This is a genomic window from Ruegeria sp. AG6, from assembly GCF_056541565.1.
Window position 1 is genome coordinate 78971 of the sequence record NZ_JBQFYQ010000003.1, and the last position, 21931, is coordinate 100901.

The window sequence follows — 21931 nt, forward strand, 5'->3', positions numbered from 1 at the left end:
CAACACCGCACAAGCCAAGGTTCCGACATGAACTGGATCACAAACTACGTCCGCCCCCGGATCAACTCGATCTTCTCACGCCGCGAAGTGCCTGAAAACCTCTGGCACAAATGCGACGAATGCGGAACGATGCTGTTCCATCGCGAGTTGGCGGAAAACCAGAATGTCTGCACACAGTGCGACCACCACATGGCGATCACACCGCGTGAGCGGTTCAAGCACTTGTTTGACGGCGGCATCTTTACCGAACTTGAAGTGCCCGCGCCAAAAGACGACCCGTTGCAATTCCGCGATCAGAAGAAATACCCCGACCGCATGAAAGCAGCGCAGAAGAAGACCGGCGAAAAGGAAGCCATGCTGGTTGTCTTGGGTGAAATTGGCCGCACCCCCATTGTGGCCGCCGCGCAGGACTTTTCGTTCATGGGCGGATCGATGGGCATGTATGTCGGCAACGCGATCATCGCCGCCGCGCAGGAGGCGGTAAAACTCAAACGGCCGCTGATCCTGTTCTCGGCAGCCGGGGGCGCCCGTATGCAGGAAGGTATCCTCAGCCTGATGCAGATGCCGCGCACCACCGTGGCAGTCGAGATGCTGAAGGAAGCCAACCTGCCATATATCGTGGTGCTGACTCATCCGACAACCGGTGGCGTTACTGCGTCTTATGCGATGCTGGGCGATGTCCATATCTCGGAACCCAATGCGCTGATCTGCTTTGCCGGACCTCGCGTGATCGAGCAGACGATCCGCGAAAAACTGCCCGAAGGCTTTCAACGCGCCGAATACCTGCTGGATCACGGGATGCTGGACCGTGTCACCAGACGTACCGAAATGCGCGATGAACTGATTACCATCACGCGGATGCTGATGAATCTGCCGCCGGCGATCATGGGCGATCTGCCGGCACCGGAACCAACCGACGCAACAGAACTCCCCGCCGAAGAGACAGATCAGAAATGACGGCCAGGACGTCCGACGCCATCCTCGACCGGATGATGGCGCTGCACCCCAAGATCATTGATCTGACCTTGGACCGTGTCTGGCGTCTGCTGGCGGCATTGGACAATCCGCAGTTGAAATTGCCGCCGGTCATTCATATTGCCGGGACCAACGGCAAAGGCTCGACTCAGGCGATGATCAGAGCGGGTCTAGAAAGGGCAGGGCGCTCGGTACACGCCTATACCTCGCCGCATCTGGCCCGTTTTCATGAACGTATTCGATTGGCCGGAGAGCTGATCTCGGAGCCAGAACTGACGGCGGTTCTGGATGAATGCTACGCTGCGAATGGCGGCGAAAACATCACTTATTTCGAGATCACAACATGCGCCGCCCTGTTGGCCTTTTCCCGCGCCAAGGCAGATTTCACATTGCTCGAGGTCGGGCTGGGTGGGCGCCTGGACGCCACAAACGTGATCGAAAACCCGGCCGTCACGGTTATTACCCCCGTATCCATCGACCATGAACAGTTCCTGGGTGATACTTTGGGCAAGATCGCGGCGGAAAAAGCGGGCATCATCAAGCCCGGCGTTCCGTGCATTGTCGGCCCGCAACAGGACGAAGCGCTTGAGGTCATCGAATACACGGCCGCCCGATTGGGTGCGCCTTTGTTGGTTCATAGTCAGCACTGGCACGTGCAGGAAGAAAACGGGCGTCTGATCTATCAGGACGAAACCGGTTTACGGGATGTGCCTCTGCCCAACCTTCTGGGCGCACATCAGATTCAGAATGCGGGCGCAGCGTTGGCTGTTCTGCGCCATCTGAACATGGGCGACGACGCATACGAAGCTGCCGTGACCAAGGCCGAATGGCCGGCGCGAATGCAGCGTCTGAAATCCGGCCCGCTTGTCGATCAGGCGCCGCATGCCGAGATTTGGCTGGATGGTGGTCACAACGCCGCCGCCGGAATCGCGTTGGCGGATGTACTGACGAACCTGCCGCAAAAACCCACGCACATGATCTGCGGCATGCTCAACACCAAGGATGTGACAGGGTATCTTGCACCTCTGGCAGAGAAAGCGACAAGTCTGACAGCCGTGTCCATTCCGGGTGAGACCGCAACGCTCAGCGCGGAAGAAACCGCTGCGGCTGCGGCTAGGGTCAACCTTCCCGCATCCACCGCCGACAGCGTGGCGGACGCATTGAAAGTGATTGCGGACAATGACCCGCAGGCGCGGGTTCTGATCTGCGGCTCGCTCTATCTGGCTGGGAAAATTCTGCAAGAAAACGCGTAGGCGCGTTCCAACCTCATGATCTGGCTGACACTGTCTTGGATGGGGCGCGGGCGATACGAGCGGATCAGTGTCCCTGTCGCCCCCAATCCTGATCCTGCATTTCACGCAGGCGTGATGCCGTGCGTTCAAATTCGAAGGTTCCTTCGCCTTCGACATACAGCATCTCGGGTTCCGCTGCAGCCGAGCAGATCAAACGCACCCCGGCTTCGTAAAGCGCATCAATCAGGGTGACAAAACGTTTGGCCTCGTTGAAATTGTTGCGCGACAGGCGTGGGATGTCCTCAAGCACGAGCACTTTTACCTCTTCGGCGATCGCCAGATAATCACCCGGCCCAAGCATGCGGCCACACAGATCATAGAATGAAGCCCGCGCCACCCCGTTGCGAAAGGCGGGCAATTCAACGGCCCGGCCTTTGACGTGCAGCACAAGCGGATCAGCGGGTCCACCGGCAAGATCTGTCCAGACCTCTCTGATCTTCTGCCGGGCTTCTGGGCCAATCGGAGTGAAATAGACCGGGGCACCCTCCAACCGGTTCTGCCGATAGTCCGTCGGCGACACCAATTCCCACACCTGCAACTGCTCTTTGATATGCGCGATGAACGGCAGGAACAGCTGCCGGTTCAGCCCATCCTTGTACAGATCGTCGGGATGCCTGTTCGACGTGGTAACCACGACCACGCCGCCGTCGTGCAACAAGTCAAACAGCCGCCCGACAATCATTGCGTCCGTAATGTCGGTGATCTGCATTTCGTCAAACGCGAGCAAGCGAACTGAATTGACCACCTCTTTCGCCACCGGTGCCAGGGCATCCTCGACATTCTGTTGCCGGGCCTTGTGCATTCCAGCGTGAATTTCCTGCATGAAAGCGTGAAAATGCACGCGTCGTGCCGGGATATTGCCCAGCGTATCGACGAACATGTCCATCAGCATGGATTTCCCACGCCCGACACCGCCCCACAGGTACAACCCTTTGGGTGGCGGAGGCGCCTTGCGGAAGAGCCCGCGTTTGACCGGCTTGGACAGCGCCGCCCGGATGCGTTCGAATTGGGGCAGAACGGCCTCTTGCGCGTCGTCGCGTGTCAGCGTTCCGTCCGCGATGCGGGCCTCGTAAAGCGAAATAAGATCCGTCATGAATCCGAGCCTTACCCGTCGCCTCAGCCGTTGAAAAGAAGCCATTTTTGGCGACACATCAATTTTGTTTATCCGTGACCGCAAATCTGCTGAATTGACGGTGACACCAAAAGTAATACGGTCCTTCGGACGTAACGCCTGAGGTCCCATGCCCCGATCCGCCCGCTTGTTGAATCCGATTCTGATTGTCGGATGTATCATCATCACGGTCAGCTTCGCCGTTCGTGCGTCGTTCGGCGTATTCCAGATTCCGATAGCCGATGATTTCGGCTGGCTGCGGACCGATTTCTCGATGGCGATTGCAATTCAAAACCTGGCCTGGGGCATCGGGCAGCCGATCTTTGCGGCGATTGCCGAAAAGGTGGGCGACCGCCGAGCCATCATCCTCGGCGCTCTCACTTACGCGGCTGGCATGGTGCTGACGGCGTGGTCCGTTACACCGTTCGAGCATCAGATATACGCGTGGCTGGTGGGTTTCGGCATCGCCGGGACCGGGTTTGGTGTGGTTCTGGCGGTTGTCGGACGCGCGTCCACCGATGAAAACCGGTCCATGTCGCTGGCCATCGTTACTGTTGCGGGCAGCTTTGGGCAGGTTCTGGGCGCGCCGACCGCTGAATGGCTGCTGACTTTCCTGCCCTGGCAGCAGGTTTTTGTCGTGTTCGCCGCGGCAATTCTTGCCCTCGTGCTGACCTTGCCCTTCATGCGTGCACCACAGCCCGTTTCGAAGGCAGAGATGCAAGAAAGCATGAGCGAGATTCTGGGAAAGGCGTTCCGCGACCCTTCCTATGCGCTGATATTTCTGGGTTTTTTCAGCTGCGGATACCAGCTGGGCTTCATCACCGCGCATTTCCCGGCTTTCGTGGCCGAGATGTGTGGACCAATCCAGCCCGGAGGCGTACTGCATTCCATCGGGATCACCTCTACATCCGCACTTGGTGCGGTGTCGATTTCATTGATCGGTCTGGCCAATATCGGCGGCACGCTACTGGCGGGTTGGGCCGGCAACCACTTTCCGAAAAAATACCTTCTGGCAGCGGTTTATACGGGCCGGACGATTGCAGCGGCTTTGTTCATCGTGTTCCCGATCACACCCCTTACGGTCATCGTGTTCTCGCTGGTGATGGGATCGCTTTGGCTGGCCACCGTGCCGCTGACCTCGGGGCTCGTCGCGCATCTATACGGTCTGCGTTATATGGGAACGCTCTATGGCTTTATCTTCTTGAGCCACCAGATCGGCAGCTTCCTGGGCGTCTGGCTTGGCGGACGCATGTATGACCAGTATGGCGACTACAACATGGTTTGGTGGATCGGGGTCGCGATCGGTGCCTTCAGCGCCATAGTCCACCTGCCGATCCGCGAGAACCGGTCAGCAGTTCCTGCCTGAGGCACATCGACACGCCACAGGCAGGGAACCAATCGGGCAAAGGCGTCACCGAAGTTCGGCCTCGGTATTGCCGCCATCCACCGTCACGACATGACCGGTGGTGCGTTCCATCAGCGCCAGCGCAACAAAGGCGTTCGCGACATGCTTCGCCTCGACTTCGCGGCCCAGCAGGTTGCCTGACATATAGGTCTCCTCGGAAACGCCACGTGCGGCAGCGCGTTCCTGAATGAACCCATCCGTCAGCAGGCCAGACCGAATTCGATCTGCATTCACCCCGTTCACACGGATTCCGTATTCGGCCAATTCAAGCGTCAACTGGCGCAACAGGAACAGTGTGGCGGCTTTTGGCGTACCATAGGCCCCCATGTTCCGGCCCGGGTTGATCGCCTGTTTGGAGATATTGAACAGGATCTGACCGCCGCGGCCCTGAGCTTGCATCACTCGGGCAGCCTGTGTCGCAAATGCCTTATGCGCGAAGAAATTCAGTTCAAAAGCCGCGCGGAATTCGTCGTCACCAAGATCCAGCAAAGCGCCCGAAGTCGCCGACCCGGCATTCGATACCATTACATCGATCCCACCAAACCGGTGTATCGCCGCCGCAATCGCGGCATCTGCGGCGCCTCTCTCGGTTACGTCGCAGGCATATGTCGAATGCCATGTGCCAAGGGTCGATTTGGCCTTGGCCAACGCCCGTTCATCCCGGTCCACCAGAACGACATTTGCACCGGCATCAGCAAAGGCCTTGGCGGTTGCCAGACCTATCGCCCCTGCACCACCGGTCACCATCACAATCTTGCCCTGAAGCGGAGGTGGTGAGCTTTTGCCCAGCTTCGCCTGTTCCAAGGACCAGTATTCACAATCAAAGCGATCTTTTTCATTGATGGGAAAAAAACCGCCCGCGTCTTCGCCCACTGATCGCACCCGCAGGTTTTGTTCCGCAAGATCTGCCGCGGCCGAGGCAGCCTTTGCGTTCGGGCCCATTCCCAGGATCCCCACGCCCTCGATCCACGCATGCTTGGGGTCTTGAGGCAGCAGTTTCTTGCGTTCGTCGGCCTGCGGCGCCTGCCGTTCAAAATACGCCCGATAGTCTTTGGCAAACTCTTCGACCTTTGCCTTAATCCGAGACCGCCCCCCAGACAAATCCGACGCGCGCAATACAAGCGGGCAGCCTTTTGTCCGTAATACGTGATCCGGCGACGCCATGCCCCGCTGGGCCAATGAATCAATATCCGGACGATCGAAAAACTGCATGACATCCGGCCCGTTGCGGAGGTCAAAAACCGGCATCGGGTCATCCCGTTGGGCCGCCACTTCGGCGATGACCCCGCGCAGGATCGGCAATACCTCAAGGTTCTCAGCCGGATCGCGACGGCCAATTGTCGTCAGGTCCTTCATCCCGAAATAGGCAGCAACCTCGTTGGTATGCGCCACGATCCGGTCATAGCTTTCCTGCGCCGTCGCGCCGAAGGTGAAATGCCCGTGCTGAAGCAGCAGAAGCCCTTCGACATTCGGGTTTTCGTCAAATACCTCGGCCGCCTTTTTGGCCAGCCCGAAGCCAGGCATGATGTAGGGCACAATGCCCAGTCGGTCGCCAAAAATCTCGCGGCAGACGTCCTCGGCATTTGGCAGATTGGCGAGCACCAGAAAGGGTGTCGCATGCGTATGATCCACATATTTGTGCGGTAAAAATGCATGCAACAGAGTTTCTACAGAAGGGTTCGGAGAACTCGAATCCAACAGATTGGCGCGCTGAACATTGACCATCTGTGCATCTGACAGATGGTCCAATGCGCGCAGTTTCATCAAAGGATCTAGCCACACGCCCGGCAAGCCCGGTGCCTCGATGCTGTCCAGATCCCACCCAGATCCCTTGACATGCAGAACACGCTGTGGATCGCCAAACAGATCAGGGCGTTCCAGTTTGACCGACGTGTTGCCTCCCCCGTGCATCAGGAGGTCCGGGTTCTGACCGATCAGCCGCGAGGTATAGACACGTTCGCCCAGTTCCTGATCTGCGGGGTCTGTTCCGGCCCGGTCACGCCATTTCCGTGCCTCGTCGGCCCTGTACCAGTTTTCAATCATCATTCATTCTCAGCAAGTTAAGCGGGTGCATGATCCGCGTGGGCGATTGCACAATTCAAGACTGTGCTAAACAAAGTGTTAACCAGCCCGTTCGGGAAACAACCGGGCAAGCCCGTCAGCAGACGCCTCGCTGACGCCGCGCTCGGTGATAAGCCCTGTCACCAGCCGGTTTGGGGTGACATCAAAGGCAGGATTGCCACCTTCCGTGCCGTCTGGCGTCACGCGTACATCCGAGATGTTCCCCTGCCCATCAACCCCCATGACATGGGAGACTTCCCTGGAATCACGTTCTTCGATCGGGATTTCGACCACACCGTCGCGAACGGTCCAGTCAATCGTAGGAGAGGGAAGGGCGACATAAAATGGCACACCGTTGTCCCGCGCAGCCAAAGCCTTCAGATAGGTCCCGATCTTGTTGCAAACATCACCTTGGGCCGTGGTTCGGTCCGTGCCCGTAATCACCAAATCAACCAGGCCGTGCTGCATCAAATGACCGCCGGCATTATCCACGATGTAGTGGTGGGGAATGCCATGTTCGCCCAATTCCCAGGATGTCAGTGCGCCCTGGTTGCGCGGTCTGGTTTCATCCACCCAGACGTGCAAGGGGATGCCCGCGTCATGTGCGTGATACATCGGGCTTGTGGCCGTGCCCCAATCCACAGTCGCCAGCCATCCCGCATTGCAATGCGTCAGCAACCGAACCGGCTCACCGGCGGGTTTTCGGGCCGCGATATCCTTGATCAGTTCCAACCCGTGCCGGCCGATTGCGGCGTTGATCTCGACATCTTCGTCTGCAATCTCCTGCGCCAGCGACCAGGCGCGCTCGGCGCGGTCACCCGGAGCAAGCGGCATCAGCGCTTCTCGGCATCTGTCCAATGCCCAGCGCAGGTTGATTGCCGTGGGTCGGGTTGCATGTAAAACGTCATACGCGGCGTCAAACGAGGCTTCTGAGCTGTCCCGAGACATCTGCTCGGCAATTCCAAACGCAGCGGTCGCGCCTATCAAAGGTGCGCCCCTGACCCACATATCCCGTATCGCAGCTGCAAATTCATCAAGCGTTTTCAGGGTTACGACCCGAAAATCATGCGGCAACCACCTTTGGTCGATGATCCGAACCACGCCTGCCGGTTTGTCCCACCAAATAGACCGATAATGGGTGCCTTGTACTTTCATAACGCAGTCTCCGTATTCGAAAAGCCTGATCGGAATTCAAGCACAGGGTGCGTTCTAATGAGGTACTTGTAAACGGGCGTTTCGGAATTCGGGTCAGTATTTGATCTAGCAAAAGGAATGATCATCCCTTTCTGGCGGCACGTATTTCCCGTTCCAAGGCGTCCAGAAACCGCGAGCGGTCGGCTTTACCGAAGGGTCGCCCACCGCCGCCGGTTCCCAACGGATTGGCCGCGCGCAGATCGGCCATCAAGTCACGCATTGCCAGTTGTTGGCCAATATTTGCCGCGGTGAAGGTTTCACCATTGGGGCGCAGCACGCGTGCGCCTGCTTCAACGCATTTTGCGGCCAAAGGGATGTCGGACGTTATGACGACATCCCCTTCTCCACAGCGTTCGGCAATCCATTTGTCGGCCTCATCCGCGCCTTCGGAAACGACAATGACCTGCACCAGCGGGTTGGCCGATGGACGAAGCCCGCCATTGGACACCAGCGCCATCGGCACCTTGTGCCGCGTCGCGACCCGTTCGGCCTCGGCTTTTACAGGACAGGCATCGCCATCGACATACAGCGTCGTCACGCCTTCTTTGCCTCTTTCTTTGCCGGCTCCACCGGTTTCTTTTTGACCTTGAATTCCTCGGGTATGGGCATGCGGTTGAACGCATCCAGGCCCGCGATTTTATACGCTTCGGCAAGAGTCGGGTAGTTGAACGTGTTCTGAACGAAGTAGTCCACCGTACCTTTCAGGTTCAGCACGGCCTGCGCAATATGGATCAACTCCGTCGCGCCTTCACCAACGATCTGGACACCCAGCACCCTGCGGGTCTTGAGCGAGAACAGCATTTTCAACATGCCGTGTTCCAGCCCCATGATATGCCCGCGTGACGTCTCGCGGAATCGCGCGACACCGACCTCGTAGGGGATGTTGCGCTCCTGCAATTCTTCTTCCGACATTCCGCAGGTTGATATTTCGGGCACTGAATAGATGCCATAGGGGTACCACGGGCTTTCCGGCAGCGTGGGCGTTTCAAGGGCGTGACAGGCAGCCACGCGCCCCTGCTGCAAAGAGGTTGATGCCAGCGACGGATGTCCGATCACATCGCCCGTGGCATAGATATGCGGTACCGCCGTTTGATATGTCTTGCGGTCTACCTTGATCCGGTTGCGGTGGTCCGTCTCCAGCCCGACGGCATCCAGATTGAGTTTGGACGTCGCCCCCATGCGTCCGGCCGCAAACAGAAGCATTTCAGCGCGAACGTGGCGACCGTTTTCAAGGGTCACTTCCACATGTTCACCGGCGTCTTCAATCTTCTCGACAGCCGAGCCCAAACGCAGGTCGACACCGTTTTCCCGGATCTGATGGGTAAAGTCGTGGATCAACCGGCTGTCGATGAAATCCAGAAACGTGTCGCGGGGTTCAATCAGCGTCACACGCACGTCCAGGGCTGAAAACATCGTGGCATATTCCACGCCAATGACCCCGGCACCGATAACGACCAGCGAGCGCGGAATCTCTGCCATTTCCAGAAATTCGTCACCATCCACCACCGTCTTGCCGTTGAACGGGACATAATCCGGACGATAGGTTTTCGTGCCTGTCGCAATCAGGAATTTCGCGGCCGTCACACGCGTTGTTTCCCCGGCATCGGTTGCGACCTCTACTTCGTGCGGCCCGACAAATCTGGCCAGACCGTCCAGGGTTTCGACATGGTTCCTGTTGAACTGATGTTCCAACACGTCGACTTCATGGTCGAGGGTCATATGCAGGCGGGCTTTCAAGTCTTCTGCCCGGATCTGATCCTTTACCCGGTATGAACGCCCGTAAAAGCTGCGCTCGCGCCAGCCCGACAGGTTCAGAACCGTTTCGCGCAGGGTCTTGGACGGAATCGTGCCGGTGTGGACAGAGACGCCACCAAAACGGTCTTTGCGGTCGATGACCAGCACACGCCGTTTCAGTTTGCCTGCCTGAATCGCCGCAGAACGCCCAGAAGGCCCCGACCCTATGATGATCAGGTCATAATCGTAATTGCTCATCCCTCAGTCTCCGTACAGTGCCTCGGCATGGAAGATGACGTGATCTTCCATAAACGTGGACACAAAGAAGTACGAATGATCGTAACCCGGCTGGAAGCGATACGTCGCTTGCTGGCGGCGTTCGGCGATGGCTTTAGCCAACGCTTCGGGGCGCAAAAGGTCCATGAATTGATCGTTTGCACCTGTGTCGATTAGGATCGGACCGTCAAAGCCGGTTTTCTTCATCAACAAGGACGCATCGTGTTTTGCCCAAAGCGTTTCGTCGTCACCAAGGTAGGCGCTCAGCTGTTTGCGTCCCCAATCCGCTCCGGTCGGGTTCGAGATCGGCGCAAAGGCTGACACCGAACGGAAGCGTCCGTGCAGGTTCATGGCAAGCGTCAGGGCGCCGTGCCCCCCCATGGAATGGCCCGTTATGGCCTGGCGTTCGCTGTCGATGGCGAAGTTTTCGAACAGCAGGGCGGGCAGCTCTTCGGCGACATAGTCCCACATCCGGAAATGCGGTGCCCAGGGTTCCTGTGTCGCGTTCACATAGAACCCCGCGCCCTGACCCAGATCATAATCTTCATGATCTGCGACGCCGTCACCACGCGGCGAGGTATCCGGAAACACCACGGCGATCCCTTGTTCCGCGGCCCACGCCTGAGCCCCGGCCTTGGTCATCGCGTTTTCATGGGTGCAGGTCAATCCCGACAAATACCAAAGAACCGGGACCGGCCCGTCCTTGGCCTCGGCTGGAAGAAACAGGCCAAAAGTCATGTCACACTTGCACGACGAAGAGGCGTGGCGGTACACGCCCTGCACACCGCCAAAACAGGCATTTTCCGAAAGGGTTTCCATCAGGCACCGTCCTTGTTTTCGAGTCGCAACATGGCTAACGATCCGCGGACCCGGCGTAAAGTCTGTGCGCCTTCGTTGAGAGTATTTTTCGAAAAGGTGAAGGTCAGAATGTGCCCGCCCAGGCGATCACCATCGGCACGGTGAGAATACTGACGATTGTGGATAGAAGGATTGCCGCCGACGCTCGATGCGGGGCAATGCCGTAATGCGCGGCCAGCATGTAAACATTGCCCGCAACGGGCAAAGCAGCGGCAGAGATGGCAACAGTTGCGGGAAAAGTATCAATCGGTATCAGCCATAACAGAGCGACCGCAACGCAGGCCGGATGGATCGCCAGTTTGCAGAAGCTCAACCATGCCGCGATCTGGACACGTTCAGCCGACTTGTCTGCCAATGACGCGCCAATGGCGAACAATGCACCCGGAGTCGCTGCACCACCGAGAATGATCAGAAAATCGCCAAGAGGTTCAGGAACAGGCAATTGCAGCGAGGACCAGATGAGACCGGCCGAGATGGATACGATCATGGGATTGCGGACCAAACCCATTCCGATCAACTTGAAGGTGGTCGGGGTCAGTTTGCCGTCACGGCCGCCATTGATCAGGATCACGATAAGGGAAGAGAACACGACCAGATCGACGGTCAGAACCAGCATCACGGGCCCGATCGCAGCCTCGGAGAACAAAAGGGAAAGCATGGGCAGCCCGAGGAACCCGACATTGCCGATGGCCGCGCACTGAGCCTCGACCGCAGCGGTCGGAATGTCGAGCCCGCGCATCCAGGCGATGGCCGACGCCAGAACGTAAACGGTCATGGTTCCCAGCAGATATCCAAGGATGAGCCGGGCATTGAAAATCTCGGCAAAGGGAAGGGTGGCGGCAAAGCGAAACAGCATCGCCGACAACGCAAAGAAAAAGACGAACTTGGTCAGATATGCCGTTGCTTCAGCCGTGAAAAAACGCGTGCGCCCCGCCCAAAAGCCCAGGCCGATAATCGCGAAAAACGGAAGGGTGCGCAGAAAGATTTCGACCATGGGCCCAGTCCTAGCACGGTTTGAACGCGCTGCAAGTACCCGACATCAAAGCAAATGCAACCTCCGCTTCGCTGGAATATTTGAGAATCGTTGTATCTAAACCGAGCGGTTTATAAACTGGCGCAGCTATCGATCGAGGAGAAGACATGACCCAGACCGCCACCATCCTGCGCACCGGCCGTAAATTCGACCAGGTTCTGCGCGGGGCTCGAGAGGTTTTCATGGCGGATGGGTTTGAAGGGGCAAGTGTGGATGACATTGCCCGCGCGGCGGGCGTGTCAAAAGCAACGCTGTACAGCTATTTCCCGGACAAGCGCCTTTTGTTCATGGAAGTGGCCCAGACAGAATGCTGCCTGATGGCCGAGCGGGTCATCTCGATGATCGACGAAACCAAACCCGCCCGCGAAGTGCTTCAGATCACGGCGACGCAATTGACGGCCTTCCTTGTGTCGGATTTCGCGCAGCAGGTTTTCAGGATCTGCGTTGCCGAGCGCGACCGGTTTCCCGAGCTTGGCCGTGCGTTTTACGAGGCAGGGCCGCAAAACGGCCAGCGACAGATGGCCGAGTATCTGGAAAAAGCCGTGGCCAAGGGCGAATTGGCCATTGATGATGTACATATCGCTGCCGAGCAGTTTTCCGAACTGTGCAAAGTGCGGATCTGGACCCGGGCGGCTTTTGGCATTCAGAACACGTTCACCCAGGAAGAAATAGATCAGGTCGCTGCTCAGGCCGTTGACATGTTTCTTGCCCGTTACGGGGTCTGACCCACAAAAGTGATGGCCCGCGCCCGGAACAGGGGCGCAGGCCATCGCTCACTCACCAAAAAACTCGATACACAACAGTTTAAAGCTGCAAGTCTTTTAAAACCCTTTACTCGAAGAAAGTTCTGGCCTGACGCTCGCTGACAGGCTGTGCCAGATATGCAATCACTGCGCGTTCACTTGTGTTGACGAACAGGTCTGCGGGCATGCCGGGGACCAAGTCCAAAGCCGCCACTTCGTCGGATTGCCGATCGTTCAGTTTGACCCGGGTCTTGAAATTGCACTCGCCAGTGCGTTCGTCCTCCAATGCGTCGGCTGAGATATTAAAGATTGAACCTCGGGCCTCGGACACATCGGCCTGCGCAAAAGCCGACAAACGAATCCGTGTGGCCTGACCGATTTTCAGCTTGTTGACGTCACCAAGTCTAATCCGGCCCGAAATCGCCGAATTGCAACCGATAAGGATGTCGTCGCCGCCTTAACCGTTCTGCGGATCAACGCCGACCGCGCCGTTCAGCGCATTGATCAGATCGCTGCCGACAATCACGTCGCCATCAGCCGAGTCAATGACGTACTTAGTTGAAAACAGTCCATCGGTTTCGACCTGGTTCGAGATCACGTCCTGACCGATGACACCGAGCCCCCTGATGCGTTCACGTTCAGCGTGGCGCCTGCCTCCGCCAGCGATTCCTGTACAACCGGGCCGTTTCGGCCGACCGGCACATTGTGCAGATGGATGGCCGAAACCGCGCCGGGGATGGGTGTGTTCAGGTCAGCTTCGTTCCGACCGACAACGCTCAGTTCGCTGGAATACGAGATTTCTCCGGTCGCCGAATTCCGGGTGATGACTACGGTCGCGTGGCCGGTGACCTTGCTGTCCAAGGCCGGCCCGGGCTCTTGCTCTGCGTTCAGGCTGCCGCTCAGGGTGACGGTGCGAATGTCACCCTTGGCCAACCAGATCAAAAAACTTGAACAGGAATTGGGAACCGATCTGTTCCTGCGCCTCAACAACGATGTGCCCCGACAGTGTACGGTGCCCGTGTCGTTGAACAGGCTGGGCGCCTTCTGAACGATGCGCGGAAAATCCGTGACACCGCGACCGAGTTCCGCGACCCCGAAGCAGTTCCTTTGACTGTCGGAATGACTCCGACTTAGGCCCCTTATCTGACTGGGTATCTCTGAACCCTTCAGCCCGCTGTTTCCGTGGATGCGGGTCACGCTGGTCGAGGATCTGCCTGAAAACATGTTGCGTATGGTCGATGATCACTTGCTGGACAAGGCGCTTGCGGCGAAGATCAACAGCAGCGCCGCTTTGGATTTCACTTCAATCTGGTCTGAACCATTGTTTCTGGCCCTTCGAAAAGGGCACGCGCTTTGCTCCTTGTCATCCATCACCCCAGAGGATGCTCCGCCGTATGATTTCATCCGGCTTCCACACGGTTTTGGATACGAACTTGAGGGGAGGCTTCCCAAACAAGATGGATCAAGCCGTATCAGCAAGCGTTTCGACCTGACGGCGCTGAGGTTCGAGACGACCTGCCGCCATATTTGCCATTCCGACGATTGTACAATTGTCTCTGCATTGGCCATTGAACAACAAGAACCAAATCTCGGCTGCTTCGGATGCTGAACGGGCAAAGGTGACTGCCACGACAGTCAGGAAGGTGGGATCGAAGTGATAAGGTTTTTGCTCCTATGTCAAAACCTGTTCGGTGCTCTGGCCTCAATACGTGGTGCGCATCTGGTATCCCTGATGGAAGGTCATGCGCACGAAAGTAACAGGATCGCTGCGAAACCATGTCGTGCGTTCTAGCTGAAACAACGGTGTGCCGGGCGGTACCGCCAGAAACTCCTGCAAATGCCCTGTTGCCGGGACGGCAGAGAAGGCAATTTCAGCGTTTGAAAACGGCACCTCGGACAGCAGCCATTCATTCGGCCCGGCGGTCAGGAAATCTTCGTCGAGAACCTGAGGCACGGTGCTGACGTTGATCCAGCGTTCCTCGAACTGAAACGGACGGTTGTCGGCGTGGTGCATGCATTGCAGATGGACGACCTGCGCACCTTCCGGGATGCTCAGCTTTGCCTGCAACCACGCGGGGCAATCGATTAGTGTTCGGCTTACCAGAGCATAGCGGTATTCGGCGTTCATTTCTTCGATGGCCTGTCGAACGACAGTGATCGGCAATTTCGCCTGCTTTACCGGTGTGGTCACAACACGCGTGCCACCCTTGCGTTTGCGGGTGACAATTCCCTGTTCGGCAAGTTCCCGCAGCGCCCGATTGACCGTCGCCCGTGCAACACCGAATTCGGCTGCCAGTTCCATCTCGGTGGGCAACAGGCTGCCCTGTGGCCAGACACGGGTTTGAATGCGGTTCACGACTTCGTCCCGAATGTCCTGAAAGCCGAGAGGTTTTTGATCGGTCACGTGGTGTTCATCCAATTACGTACAAACATATTGTTATTATGAGGCCATTTTTGTCGGCCCGTAAAGGCGCAGCAAGCTCAAAGTCTCGGCATGAGATCAGCCATGGCCTGTCGATAGTCAGATACAATCCGATCCCGAGCAATATGGCGGCCCCGGCGTACCTGATGGCGGCCAGCCGACCACAAATCGGTCACTACGTGGTCCTTCGCGGCAAAGACCAACCCGTCGAGCAACTGTTCAGGACGCAGGGCACAAAGCGCGGGATCCTGACTGTCAATAGCAACAAGATCCGCCAGCATCCCTTCTGCGATCTGCCCCGCCGCGCGCCGCAGGGCCTGCGCACCGCCCAAAGCCGAATTGCAATACAGTGTCTGTCCAACCGAACCCTCCCCTTCGACCAGGACATTGCGCGACAGATCTCGCAGGCGTTGGGAATATTCCAGCGTACGCAGTTCCTCTGTCATCGAAACCAACACGTTTGAATCCGACCCGACCCCGAAACGACCACCGGCTTCAAGAAAGACGGCTCCATTGAAGGGGCCATCCCCCAAATTGGCCTCGGTGATCGGGCAAAGCCCCGCGACCGCGCCCGTTGCGGCCATATCGCGGGTTTCCTTTTCCGTCATGTGAGTGGCGTGGATGAGGCACCAGCGATGGTTTACCGTTGCATTGTTCAGCAGCCATTCCACCGGGCGGGCGCCCAGACCCTCGTGAACCTGTTCAACTTCCATGGGTTGTTCCGCGATGTGAATATGGATAGGTCCCGTCTTTTTTGCGTCCAGAACCCGGCCAAGATCTTGCGGTGATGTCGCGCGCAAGGAATGCGGGGCAATGCCTATCTGACAGTCATCCGGCAGATCGCCCAGTGCCGCCTGCGCCTGTTCGACCAACGCCAGATAGCGGTCCACATCATTGCCAAATCGTTGCTGTCCCGCTTCCAACGGTTGCTCGCCGACCCCTGCGTAAGAATAAAGTACGGGCAGATGCGTCAGTCCGATTCCCGTCTCGGCCGACGCAGCCATGATTCGCTGGGACAGCTCTGCGAGATTGTCATAAGGTGTGCCGTCTGGCTGGTGATGCAGATAATGGAATTCACCAACCGAGGCATAGCCGGCTTCCTGCATCTCCATATAGACCAGAGCGGCAATCGCCTGCACCTGTTCAGGCGTAAGGTGCGCAGTGAAACGATACATCAGTTCCCGCCACGTCCAGAAACTGTCGCGACCGGCCTTTCGATATTCGGTCATACCCGCCATCGCGCGCTGAAATGCGTGGCTGTGCAGATTGGCCAATGCGGGCAGCAAAGTGTCGACGCAAGTATCGCCTTCTTGCGCCGTCGCGCCCTGTTGCAGCAACACCATCAGCCCTTGCCTGATTTCTACGCGCAGGCTCATAGCCCAACCGGTGCTCAGTAATGCGCGATTAGCGAAGATAGCCATTTTTCACCTCATTTTATGCATAGACATATAAATGATAGAAATGTACTAGAAAAGTAGGAAATGCACGGAGGGTGCGAGTCACATGCAGACGCAAACGCAGGTTTTGACGGATCTTGATGCCGCAACTATGACCGAAGGCGGCGCGCCATACGGTTTGGTCCCGGATGCCGCGATCGTGTTGCAGGACGGGCGCATCGCATGGGTCGGCCCTGTTGTGGATCTTCCGTCACGTTTCGCCGACCAGCCAAGGGCTCGAATGGGTGGGCGCCTGGTTACGCCCGCCTTTATCGATTGCCACACCCATGTGGTTCACGGTGGCCATCGCGCCGCAGAGTTCGAAATGCGCCTGAACGGCGCGAGCTATGAAGAGGTCGCGCGCGCTGGGGGCGGGATCATCTCGACGGTCAAAGCCACGCGCGCAGCCGGAGTGGAGGAGTTGGTCGCACAAGCATTGCCGCGTGTGGATGCGATGCTGGCCGAAGGGGCATCGGTCATCGAAGTAAAGTCCGGCTACGGGTTGGATGACAAGACTGAATTGAACATGTTGCGCGCGGCTCGGGCGTTGCCCGATCATCGCCCCGTCCGTGTTCTGACCAGCTTTTTGGGTGCTCATGCGGTGCCTCAGAACTATGAGGGCAGGGCGTCGGACTACATTCATCAGGTCTGCATTCCCACGCTTCGCGCCGCTCATGCCGAGGGATTGGTCGATGCGGTCGATGCCTTCTGCGAAGGCATCGCCTTTCAACCCGAAGAGTTGATCCCGCTTTTTGATGCCGCGACAGCGCTTGGCCTGCCGATCAAGATCCACGCCGAACAATTGTCGAATTTGGGCGGCGCAAAACTGGCTGCCGGATACGGCGCGCTTTCGGCAGATCATATAGAATATCTTGACGAAGCAGGTGTTCTGGACATGGCGCAGGCCGGTACCGTCGGTGTTATTCTGCCGGGGGCCTTCTACACCTTGCGCGAAACACAGGCGCCACCGATTGACCTGTTGCGCCGGCATGCTGTGCCCATGGCGCTTGCCACGGATTGCAATCCCGGTTCGGCGCCGATGACCTCGCTGTTGCTGGCGATGAACATGGGATGCACTCTGTTTCGCATGACGCCAGAAGAGGCCCTGCAAGGCGTGACGGTTCACGCGGCCCGTGCTCTCGGGTTGGCTGATTGCGGTCAGATCTCAGTCGGGCGGCGCGCTGATCTGGCGGTTTGGAATGTCGAACACCCCGCGGAATTGGCCTATCGCATCGGCTTCAACCCTCTTCATACCCGCATATTCGGAGGTATATTTTGACGACCCTCACCCTTACCCCGGGCACCGTTACCCTGTCGCAACTGGAACTGGTCCTTCGCGAAGAGTGCGCTGTTCGGTTGGACCCAGCCTGCCGCCCGGCCGTCGAAGAAGCGCACAAGCGCATCGCCGATGCGGCGACGGGAGAGGCCGCCGTATATGGCGTGAACACAGGGTTCGGGAAACTGGCCAGCGTCAAAATCGCGGCCGAGGACACGGCAACCTTGCAGCGCAACCTGATCCTCAGCCATTGCTGCGGTGTTGGCCCTGCGATCCCGCGCGCCCTTGCCAGATTGATGATGGTTCTGAAATTGCTGAGCCTGGGGCGCGGAGCGTCGGGGGTTCGGCCAGAAGTGATCACCCTGCTGGAAGGGATGTTGTCACAAGGTGTGTCCCCGGTGATCCCGGCGCAGGGTTCAGTTGGAGCTTCGGGTGATCTTGCGCCCTTGTCCCACATGGCTGCCGTCATGATGGGCGCTGGTGAGGCCGAATTCAGTGGCGATGTGATGCCCGGTGACGCTGCGCTGTCCAAAGCGGGTCTGCACCCGATCGAACTGGGCCCTAAAGAAGGGCTGGCGCTGATCAATGGCACCCAGTTTTCGACGGCCTTTGCGCTGTCCGGGCTGTTTGGCGCGTGGCAGGCGGCGCAAAGCGCGTTGGTTACCTCGGCGCTGACGACGGATGCGATCATGGGTTCGACCGCCCCGTTGCAACCGGAAATTCACACGTTGCGCGGGCATCGCGGGCAGATCGAGGCCGGCGTGACCATGCGGGCGCTGCTGGCCGGGTCGGTCATTCGTGAAAGCCATCGGGTTGGCGATACCCGGGTTCAGGACCCGTATTGTATCCGCTGCCAGCCTCAGGTGGTGGGGGCCGCGATGGATGTGCTGAGGCAGGCTGCAACAACGCTGGAAATCGAGGCCAACGCGGCGACGGACAATCCTCTGGTTCTTTCGGAAACCGGCCTGATCGTTTCGGGCGGGAATTTTCACGCCGAACCCGTTGGGTTTGCCGCAGACATGATTGCGCTCGCCGTGGCCGAGATCGGGGCAATTGCGCAACGCCGCATTGCGTTGATCGTCGATCCGGCACTCAGCTTTGATCTGCCGCCTTTTCTGACGCCCAATCCGGGCCTGAATTCGGGCTATATGATCGCTGAGGTGACGACCGCCGCACTGATGAGCGAAAACAAGCATCTGGCCAATCCATGCGTGACGGACTCGACGCCCACATCGGCCAATCAGGAAGATCACGTTTCGATGGCGGCCCATGGCGCGCGGCGATTGGGGCAGATGGTTGCCAATCTGGAACGCATTCTGGGGGTCGAACTGCTGTGTGCCACACAAGGGGTCGAGTTCCGCGCGCCGCTGCCTACGAGCGAAACGTTGCAGGCCGTGATGGCACGGCTGCGTGCCGTGGTGCCGGCCTTGGGTGACGATCGCTATATGGCACCCGAGATCGAAGCAGCCTCGGCCCTGATTGCCAGTGGCGAGATTGCCCGTGGCACGGGCATCGCCATGCCGGAACTTGGCGCATGAGCGGCCCGGTCGAGATTTCGCGCGGTGACAGTCCGATCGTGCTGGGTCTGCCGCATACCGGCACCCATGTGCCGGCCACGATCGAGGCCAAGCTGAATGCGCGGGGCAAGGCTCTGGCGGATACGGATTGGCATGTTCATACCTTGTATGAAGGACTTCTGCCCGGTGCGACCACGGTTCGGGCGACCTTCCACCGATATGTGGTCGACGCCAACCGGGACCCGTCGGGCGCGTCACTCTATCCCGGCCAGAACACGACCTCTCTTGTGCCGCTGACGGATTTTGACGGCCAGGGAATCTGGGACATCCCGCCTTCCGAAAAGGATATCCTCGAACGACGGGAAGCTTTTCATGCACCGTATCATGCCGCCCTGAAGGCCGAGCTGGAACGCGTGAAGGCGGCCCATGGGGTTGCGGTGCTGTATGATTGCCACTCGATCCGCAGCCATATTCCTTTTCTGTTCGAAGGTACTCTGCCCGATATGAGCATCGGCACGAACAATGGGGCGACCTGCGCGCCGGAAATCGAAGCCATAGCGCATGAATTCGCGACGTCCTCGCCCTATACGGCTGTTCTGAATGGGCGGTTCAAGGGCGGATGGACAACGCGCTATTATGGCCGCCCCTCCGAAGGGGTTCACGCGATCCAGATGGAGCTGGCTCAGTCGACCTACCTGAAAACTGAAGCGCCGCCCTGGGCTTTTGACACCGACAAAGCCGACCGCCTGCGCCGGTGGCTCAAAGACATTCTTGACGCTATCCATGACACTGCATTGGAGCTTGCCCGATGACCGATCCTCGTAAAAATACCCGTGACATCTTTCCCCCGACAGGGCCCGAACTGAACGCCAAAAGCTGGATGACCGAAGCCCCGATGCGGATGCTGATGAACAATCTGCACCCGGATGTGGCCGAGAACCCGCATGAGCTGGTTGTCTATGGCGGGATCGGCCGTGCCGCGCGGACGTGGAAAGATTTTGATACCATCGTTGCCAGCCTCAAGGATCTGGAGGAAGATGAAACGCTGGTGGTGCAATCCGGCAAACCGGTCGCCATCGTTCGGACGCATGCCGATGCACCTCGGGTGCTGATCGCGAACTCAAACCTCGTGCCGCATTGGGCCAACTGGGACCACTTCAACGAGCTCGATAAGAAGGGCCTGATGATGTACGGCCAGATGACGGCCGGTTCGTGGATCTATATCGGGACGCAAGGCATCGTTCAGGGCACCTACGAAACCTTCGCCGAGGCGGGACGCCAACACTATGACGGGGACCTGACCGGCAAGTGGATTCTGACTGGCGGTCTGGGCGGCATGGGTGGCGCGCAACCCCTGGCGGCGGTCTTTGCGGGGGCGTGTTGCCTGGCCGTCGAGTGCAATCCAGACAGCATCGATTTCCGCCTGCGCACCAAGTATCTCGACGAAAAGGCCGAGACGCTGGACGAAGCGCTGGAAATGATCGACCGCTGGACCAGGGCGGGCGAGGCGAAATCGGTCGGATTGCTGGGCAATGCGGCCGAGATTTTCCCCGAGATCTACCGGCGGATGCAGGCGGGTGGGATGCGCCCCGATATCGTGACCGACCAGACCAGCGCCCATGATCCGGTCAACGGTTATCTGCCATTGGGCTGGAGCATGGCGAAGTGGAAAGACAAGAGGGAAAGCGACCCCAAGGCCGTGGAAAAGGCAGCGCGCGCGTCGATGAAGCAACACGTGGCCGCCATGGTCGATTTCTGGAACGCGGGTGTGCCAACCCTGGATTATGGTAACAACATCCGGCAGGTGGCGCAGGACGAAGGCTTGGAAAACGCCTTTGCCTTTCCCGGTTTCGTGCCCGCCTATATCCGCCCGTTGTTTTGCCGCGGCATTGGCCCGTTCCGCTGGTGCGCGCTGTCGGGTGATCCCGAGGATATCTACAAAACTGATGCAAAGATGAAGGAACTGTTCCCCGAAAACACCCATCTGCACAACTGGCTCGACATGGCGCAGGAGCGCATCGCCTTTCAGGGCCTTCCCGCGCGCATCTGCTGGATCGGACTGGGTGACCGCCACAAGGCTGGGCTGGCATTTAACGAGATGGTCAAAACCGGAGAGTTGAAGGCGCCGGTCGTCATCGGTCGTGACCACCTCGACAGCGGCTCGGTCGCGTCGCCGAACCGCGAAACCGAGGCGATGAAGGACGGCTCGGACGCGGTGTCGGATTGGCCGCTGCTGAACGCGCTGGTCAATACCGCATCGGGCGCGACATGGGTCTCGCTGCACCACGGAGGCGGCGTTGGCATGGGTTTCAGCCAACATGCGGGCGTCGTGATTTGTGCCGACGGCACCGATGCAGCGGCTAAACGCCTTGAACGGGTTCTGTGGAACGATCCGGCTTCTGGCGTCTGGCGACACGCAGATGCGGGTTATGAGGATGCCAAGGCATGCGCACGTGAGCACGGGCTGCGACTGCCGGGGATTCTGGGCTGATTTGCCATTGATCTTTGAATTTGTCTGCATGGCTTAGCGCTAACGTCTCATTTTCCGGTTTCGAACCGGGGATGTTTCCGCTAGGGCTAAGCCGTTAAGCAGCCCGC

General features: G+C 58.5%; 21 protein-coding genes. 9 read left to right on the forward strand and 12 right to left on the reverse strand.

Annotation, left to right across the window (positions count from 1 at the left end; all coding sequences use genetic code 11):
* Positions 1-27 precede the first annotated feature (27 nt).
* On the forward strand, positions 28-957 hold the full coding sequence (gene accD / locus ACR0I0_RS09470) for an acetyl-CoA carboxylase, carboxyltransferase subunit beta (protein WP_209833845.1): 930 nt from the start codon (positions 28-30) through the stop codon (positions 955-957).
* A complete protein-coding gene (locus ACR0I0_RS09475) occupies positions 954-2228 on the forward strand; it encodes a bifunctional folylpolyglutamate synthase/dihydrofolate synthase (protein ID WP_480491141.1) in 1275 nt (424 codons plus the stop codon). The genes accD and ACR0I0_RS09475 overlap by 4 nt, the downstream gene beginning before the upstream one ends.
* 64 nt (positions 2229-2292) lie before the next feature.
* On the opposite strand, the gene zapE is transcribed toward ACR0I0_RS09475, so the two are convergent.
* Positions 2293-3360: a cell division protein ZapE gene (gene zapE / locus ACR0I0_RS09480; protein WP_480491143.1), complete on the reverse strand. Its 1068-nt coding sequence runs from the start codon at positions 3358-3360 to the stop codon at positions 2293-2295.
* 148 nt (positions 3361-3508) lie between these two features.
* On the opposite strand from zapE, the gene ACR0I0_RS09485 reads away from it, so the two are divergent.
* A complete protein-coding gene (locus ACR0I0_RS09485; protein ID WP_480491145.1) occupies positions 3509-4744 on the forward strand; it encodes an MFS transporter in 1236 nt (411 codons plus the stop codon).
* A 45-nt stretch (positions 4745-4789) separates the two neighbouring features.
* On the opposite strand, the gene ACR0I0_RS09490 is transcribed toward ACR0I0_RS09485, so the two are convergent.
* The 6 genes from ACR0I0_RS09490 to ACR0I0_RS09515 all read right to left on the reverse strand — a co-directional run bounded on the left by ACR0I0_RS09490 (position 4790) and on the right by ACR0I0_RS09515 (position 11900).
* Positions 4790-6829: a bifunctional aldolase/short-chain dehydrogenase gene (locus ACR0I0_RS09490; protein ID WP_480491147.1), complete on the reverse strand. Its 2040-nt coding sequence runs from the start codon at positions 6827-6829 to the stop codon at positions 4790-4792.
* Between the two features lie 75 nt (positions 6830-6904).
* Complete coding sequence (mtnA, locus tag ACR0I0_RS09495) at positions 6905-7999, reverse strand: S-methyl-5-thioribose-1-phosphate isomerase (RefSeq protein WP_480491149.1); 1095 nt, start codon at positions 7997-7999, stop codon at positions 6905-6907.
* Positions 8000-8120: 121 nt separating this feature from the next.
* On the reverse strand, positions 8121-8576 hold the full coding sequence (locus ACR0I0_RS09500) for a YaiI/YqxD family protein (RefSeq protein WP_171119171.1): 456 nt from the start codon (positions 8574-8576) through the stop codon (positions 8121-8123).
* Positions 8573-10030 carry a Si-specific NAD(P)(+) transhydrogenase gene (gene sthA, locus ACR0I0_RS09505; RefSeq protein WP_171230389.1) on the reverse strand — a complete coding sequence of 486 codons (1458 nt, stop codon included), beginning with the start codon at positions 10028-10030 and terminating at the stop codon, positions 8573-8575. Before sthA ends, ACR0I0_RS09500 begins: the two co-directional genes overlap by 4 nt.
* A gap of 3 nt (positions 10031-10033) precedes the next feature.
* The gene (gene fghA, locus ACR0I0_RS09510; protein WP_171636202.1) at positions 10034-10867 is read right to left on the reverse strand and encodes an S-formylglutathione hydrolase; all 834 of its coding nucleotides are present in this window, start codon (positions 10865-10867) and stop codon (positions 10034-10036) included.
* A 103-nt stretch (positions 10868-10970) separates the two neighbouring features.
* Positions 10971-11900: an AEC family transporter gene (locus ACR0I0_RS09515; RefSeq protein WP_480491151.1), complete on the reverse strand. Its 930-nt coding sequence runs from the start codon at positions 11898-11900 to the stop codon at positions 10971-10973.
* A gap of 146 nt (positions 11901-12046) precedes the next feature.
* Between ACR0I0_RS09515 and ACR0I0_RS09520 the strand changes: the two genes are divergently transcribed.
* Entirely contained in the window at positions 12047-12664 is a 618-nt protein-coding gene (locus ACR0I0_RS09520) for a TetR/AcrR family transcriptional regulator (protein WP_171169500.1), read from the forward strand.
* A gap of 106 nt (positions 12665-12770) precedes the next feature.
* Here ACR0I0_RS09520 and ACR0I0_RS09525 read toward each other — a convergent pair whose 3' ends face one another.
* Genes ACR0I0_RS09525 through ACR0I0_RS09535 form a run of 3 tightly spaced genes read right to left on the reverse strand, consistent with a single transcriptional unit; the run spans position 12771 to position 13624 of the window.
* Positions 12771-13127, reverse strand: a complete 357-nt coding sequence (locus ACR0I0_RS09525) for a beta-barrel domain-containing protein (RefSeq protein WP_480491359.1) — start codon at positions 13125-13127, stop codon at positions 12771-12773.
* Between the two features lie 12 nt (positions 13128-13139).
* Complete coding sequence (locus ACR0I0_RS09530) at positions 13140-13280, reverse strand: hypothetical protein (RefSeq protein WP_480491153.1); 141 nt, start codon at positions 13278-13280, stop codon at positions 13140-13142.
* Positions 13277-13624 carry a CHRD domain-containing protein gene (locus ACR0I0_RS09535; RefSeq protein WP_210092946.1) on the reverse strand — a complete coding sequence of 116 codons (348 nt, stop codon included), beginning with the start codon at positions 13622-13624 and terminating at the stop codon, positions 13277-13279. Before ACR0I0_RS09535 ends, ACR0I0_RS09530 begins: the two co-directional genes overlap by 4 nt.
* Positions 13625-13856: 232 nt before the next feature.
* Here ACR0I0_RS09535 and ACR0I0_RS09540 point away from each other — a divergent pair, with 232 nt between their 5' ends.
* Positions 13857-14291, forward strand: a complete 435-nt coding sequence (locus ACR0I0_RS09540) for a LysR substrate-binding domain-containing protein (protein ID WP_280922539.1) — start codon at positions 13857-13859, stop codon at positions 14289-14291.
* Between the two features lie 93 nt (positions 14292-14384).
* On the opposite strand, the gene ACR0I0_RS09545 is transcribed toward ACR0I0_RS09540, so the two are convergent.
* Both ACR0I0_RS09545 and ACR0I0_RS09550 read right to left on the reverse strand, forming a co-directional pair.
* Positions 14385-15086: a GntR family transcriptional regulator gene (locus ACR0I0_RS09545; RefSeq protein ID WP_480491155.1), complete on the reverse strand. Its 702-nt coding sequence runs from the start codon at positions 15084-15086 to the stop codon at positions 14385-14387.
* Positions 15087-15163: 77 nt separating this feature from the next.
* A complete protein-coding gene (locus tag ACR0I0_RS09550) occupies positions 15164-16525 on the reverse strand; it encodes a formimidoylglutamate deiminase (protein ID WP_480491157.1) in 1362 nt (453 codons plus the stop codon).
* Between the two features lie 82 nt (positions 16526-16607).
* Between ACR0I0_RS09550 and hutI the strand changes: the two genes are divergently transcribed.
* Genes hutI through hutU form a run of 4 tightly spaced genes read left to right on the forward strand, consistent with a single transcriptional unit; the run spans position 16608 to position 21824 of the window.
* A complete protein-coding gene (gene hutI, locus ACR0I0_RS09555; RefSeq protein ID WP_480491159.1) occupies positions 16608-17819 on the forward strand; it encodes an imidazolonepropionase in 1212 nt (403 codons plus the stop codon).
* Positions 17816-19354, forward strand: coding sequence for a histidine ammonia-lyase (gene hutH / locus ACR0I0_RS09560; RefSeq protein WP_480491160.1), 1539 nt, complete (start codon positions 17816-17818; stop codon positions 19352-19354). Before hutI ends, hutH begins: the two co-directional genes overlap by 4 nt.
* Entirely contained in the window at positions 19351-20145 is a 795-nt protein-coding gene (gene hutG / locus ACR0I0_RS09565) for an N-formylglutamate deformylase (protein WP_480491162.1), read from the forward strand. Before hutH ends, hutG begins: the two co-directional genes overlap by 4 nt.
* Positions 20142-21824, forward strand: a complete 1683-nt coding sequence (gene hutU / locus ACR0I0_RS09570) for a urocanate hydratase (protein WP_480491164.1) — start codon at positions 20142-20144, stop codon at positions 21822-21824. The genes hutG and hutU overlap by 4 nt, the downstream gene beginning before the upstream one ends.
* The last annotated feature ends 107 nt before the right edge of the window (positions 21825-21931 follow it).

Bases quoted from the DNA above. Each gene is read 5' to 3' on its own strand.
- accD (WP_209833845.1), top strand. From the start codon at position 28: ATGAACTGGATCACAAACTACGTCCGCCCCCGGATCAACTCGATCTTC.
- ACR0I0_RS09475 (WP_480491141.1), top strand. From the start codon at position 954: ATGACGGCCAGGACGTCCGACGCCATCCTCGACCGGATGATGGCGCTG.
- zapE (WP_480491143.1), bottom strand. From the start codon at position 3,360: ATGACGGATCTTATTTCGCTTTACGAGGCCCGCATCGCGGACGGAACG.
- ACR0I0_RS09485 (WP_480491145.1), top strand. From the start codon at position 3,509: ATGCCCCGATCCGCCCGCTTGTTGAATCCGATTCTGATTGTCGGATGT.
- ACR0I0_RS09490 (WP_480491147.1), bottom strand. From the start codon at position 6,829: ATGATGATTGAAAACTGGTACAGGGCCGACGAGGCACGGAAATGGCGT.
- mtnA (WP_480491149.1), bottom strand. From the start codon at position 7,999: ATGAAAGTACAAGGCACCCATTATCGGTCTATTTGGTGGGACAAACCG.
- sthA (WP_171230389.1), bottom strand. From the start codon at position 10,030: ATGAGCAATTACGATTATGACCTGATCATCATAGGGTCGGGGCCTTCT.
- fghA (WP_171636202.1), bottom strand. From the start codon at position 10,867: ATGGAAACCCTTTCGGAAAATGCCTGTTTTGGCGGTGTGCAGGGCGTG.
- ACR0I0_RS09515 (WP_480491151.1), bottom strand. From the start codon at position 11,900: ATGGTCGAAATCTTTCTGCGCACCCTTCCGTTTTTCGCGATTATCGGC.
- ACR0I0_RS09520 (WP_171169500.1), top strand. From the start codon at position 12,047: ATGACCCAGACCGCCACCATCCTGCGCACCGGCCGTAAATTCGACCAG.
- ACR0I0_RS09550 (WP_480491157.1), bottom strand. From the start codon at position 16,525: ATGGCTATCTTCGCTAATCGCGCATTACTGAGCACCGGTTGGGCTATG.
- hutI (WP_480491159.1), top strand. From the start codon at position 16,608: ATGCAGACGCAAACGCAGGTTTTGACGGATCTTGATGCCGCAACTATG.
- hutG (WP_480491162.1), top strand. From the start codon at position 19,351: ATGAGCGGCCCGGTCGAGATTTCGCGCGGTGACAGTCCGATCGTGCTG.
- hutU (WP_480491164.1), top strand. From the start codon at position 20,142: ATGACCGATCCTCGTAAAAATACCCGTGACATCTTTCCCCCGACAGGG.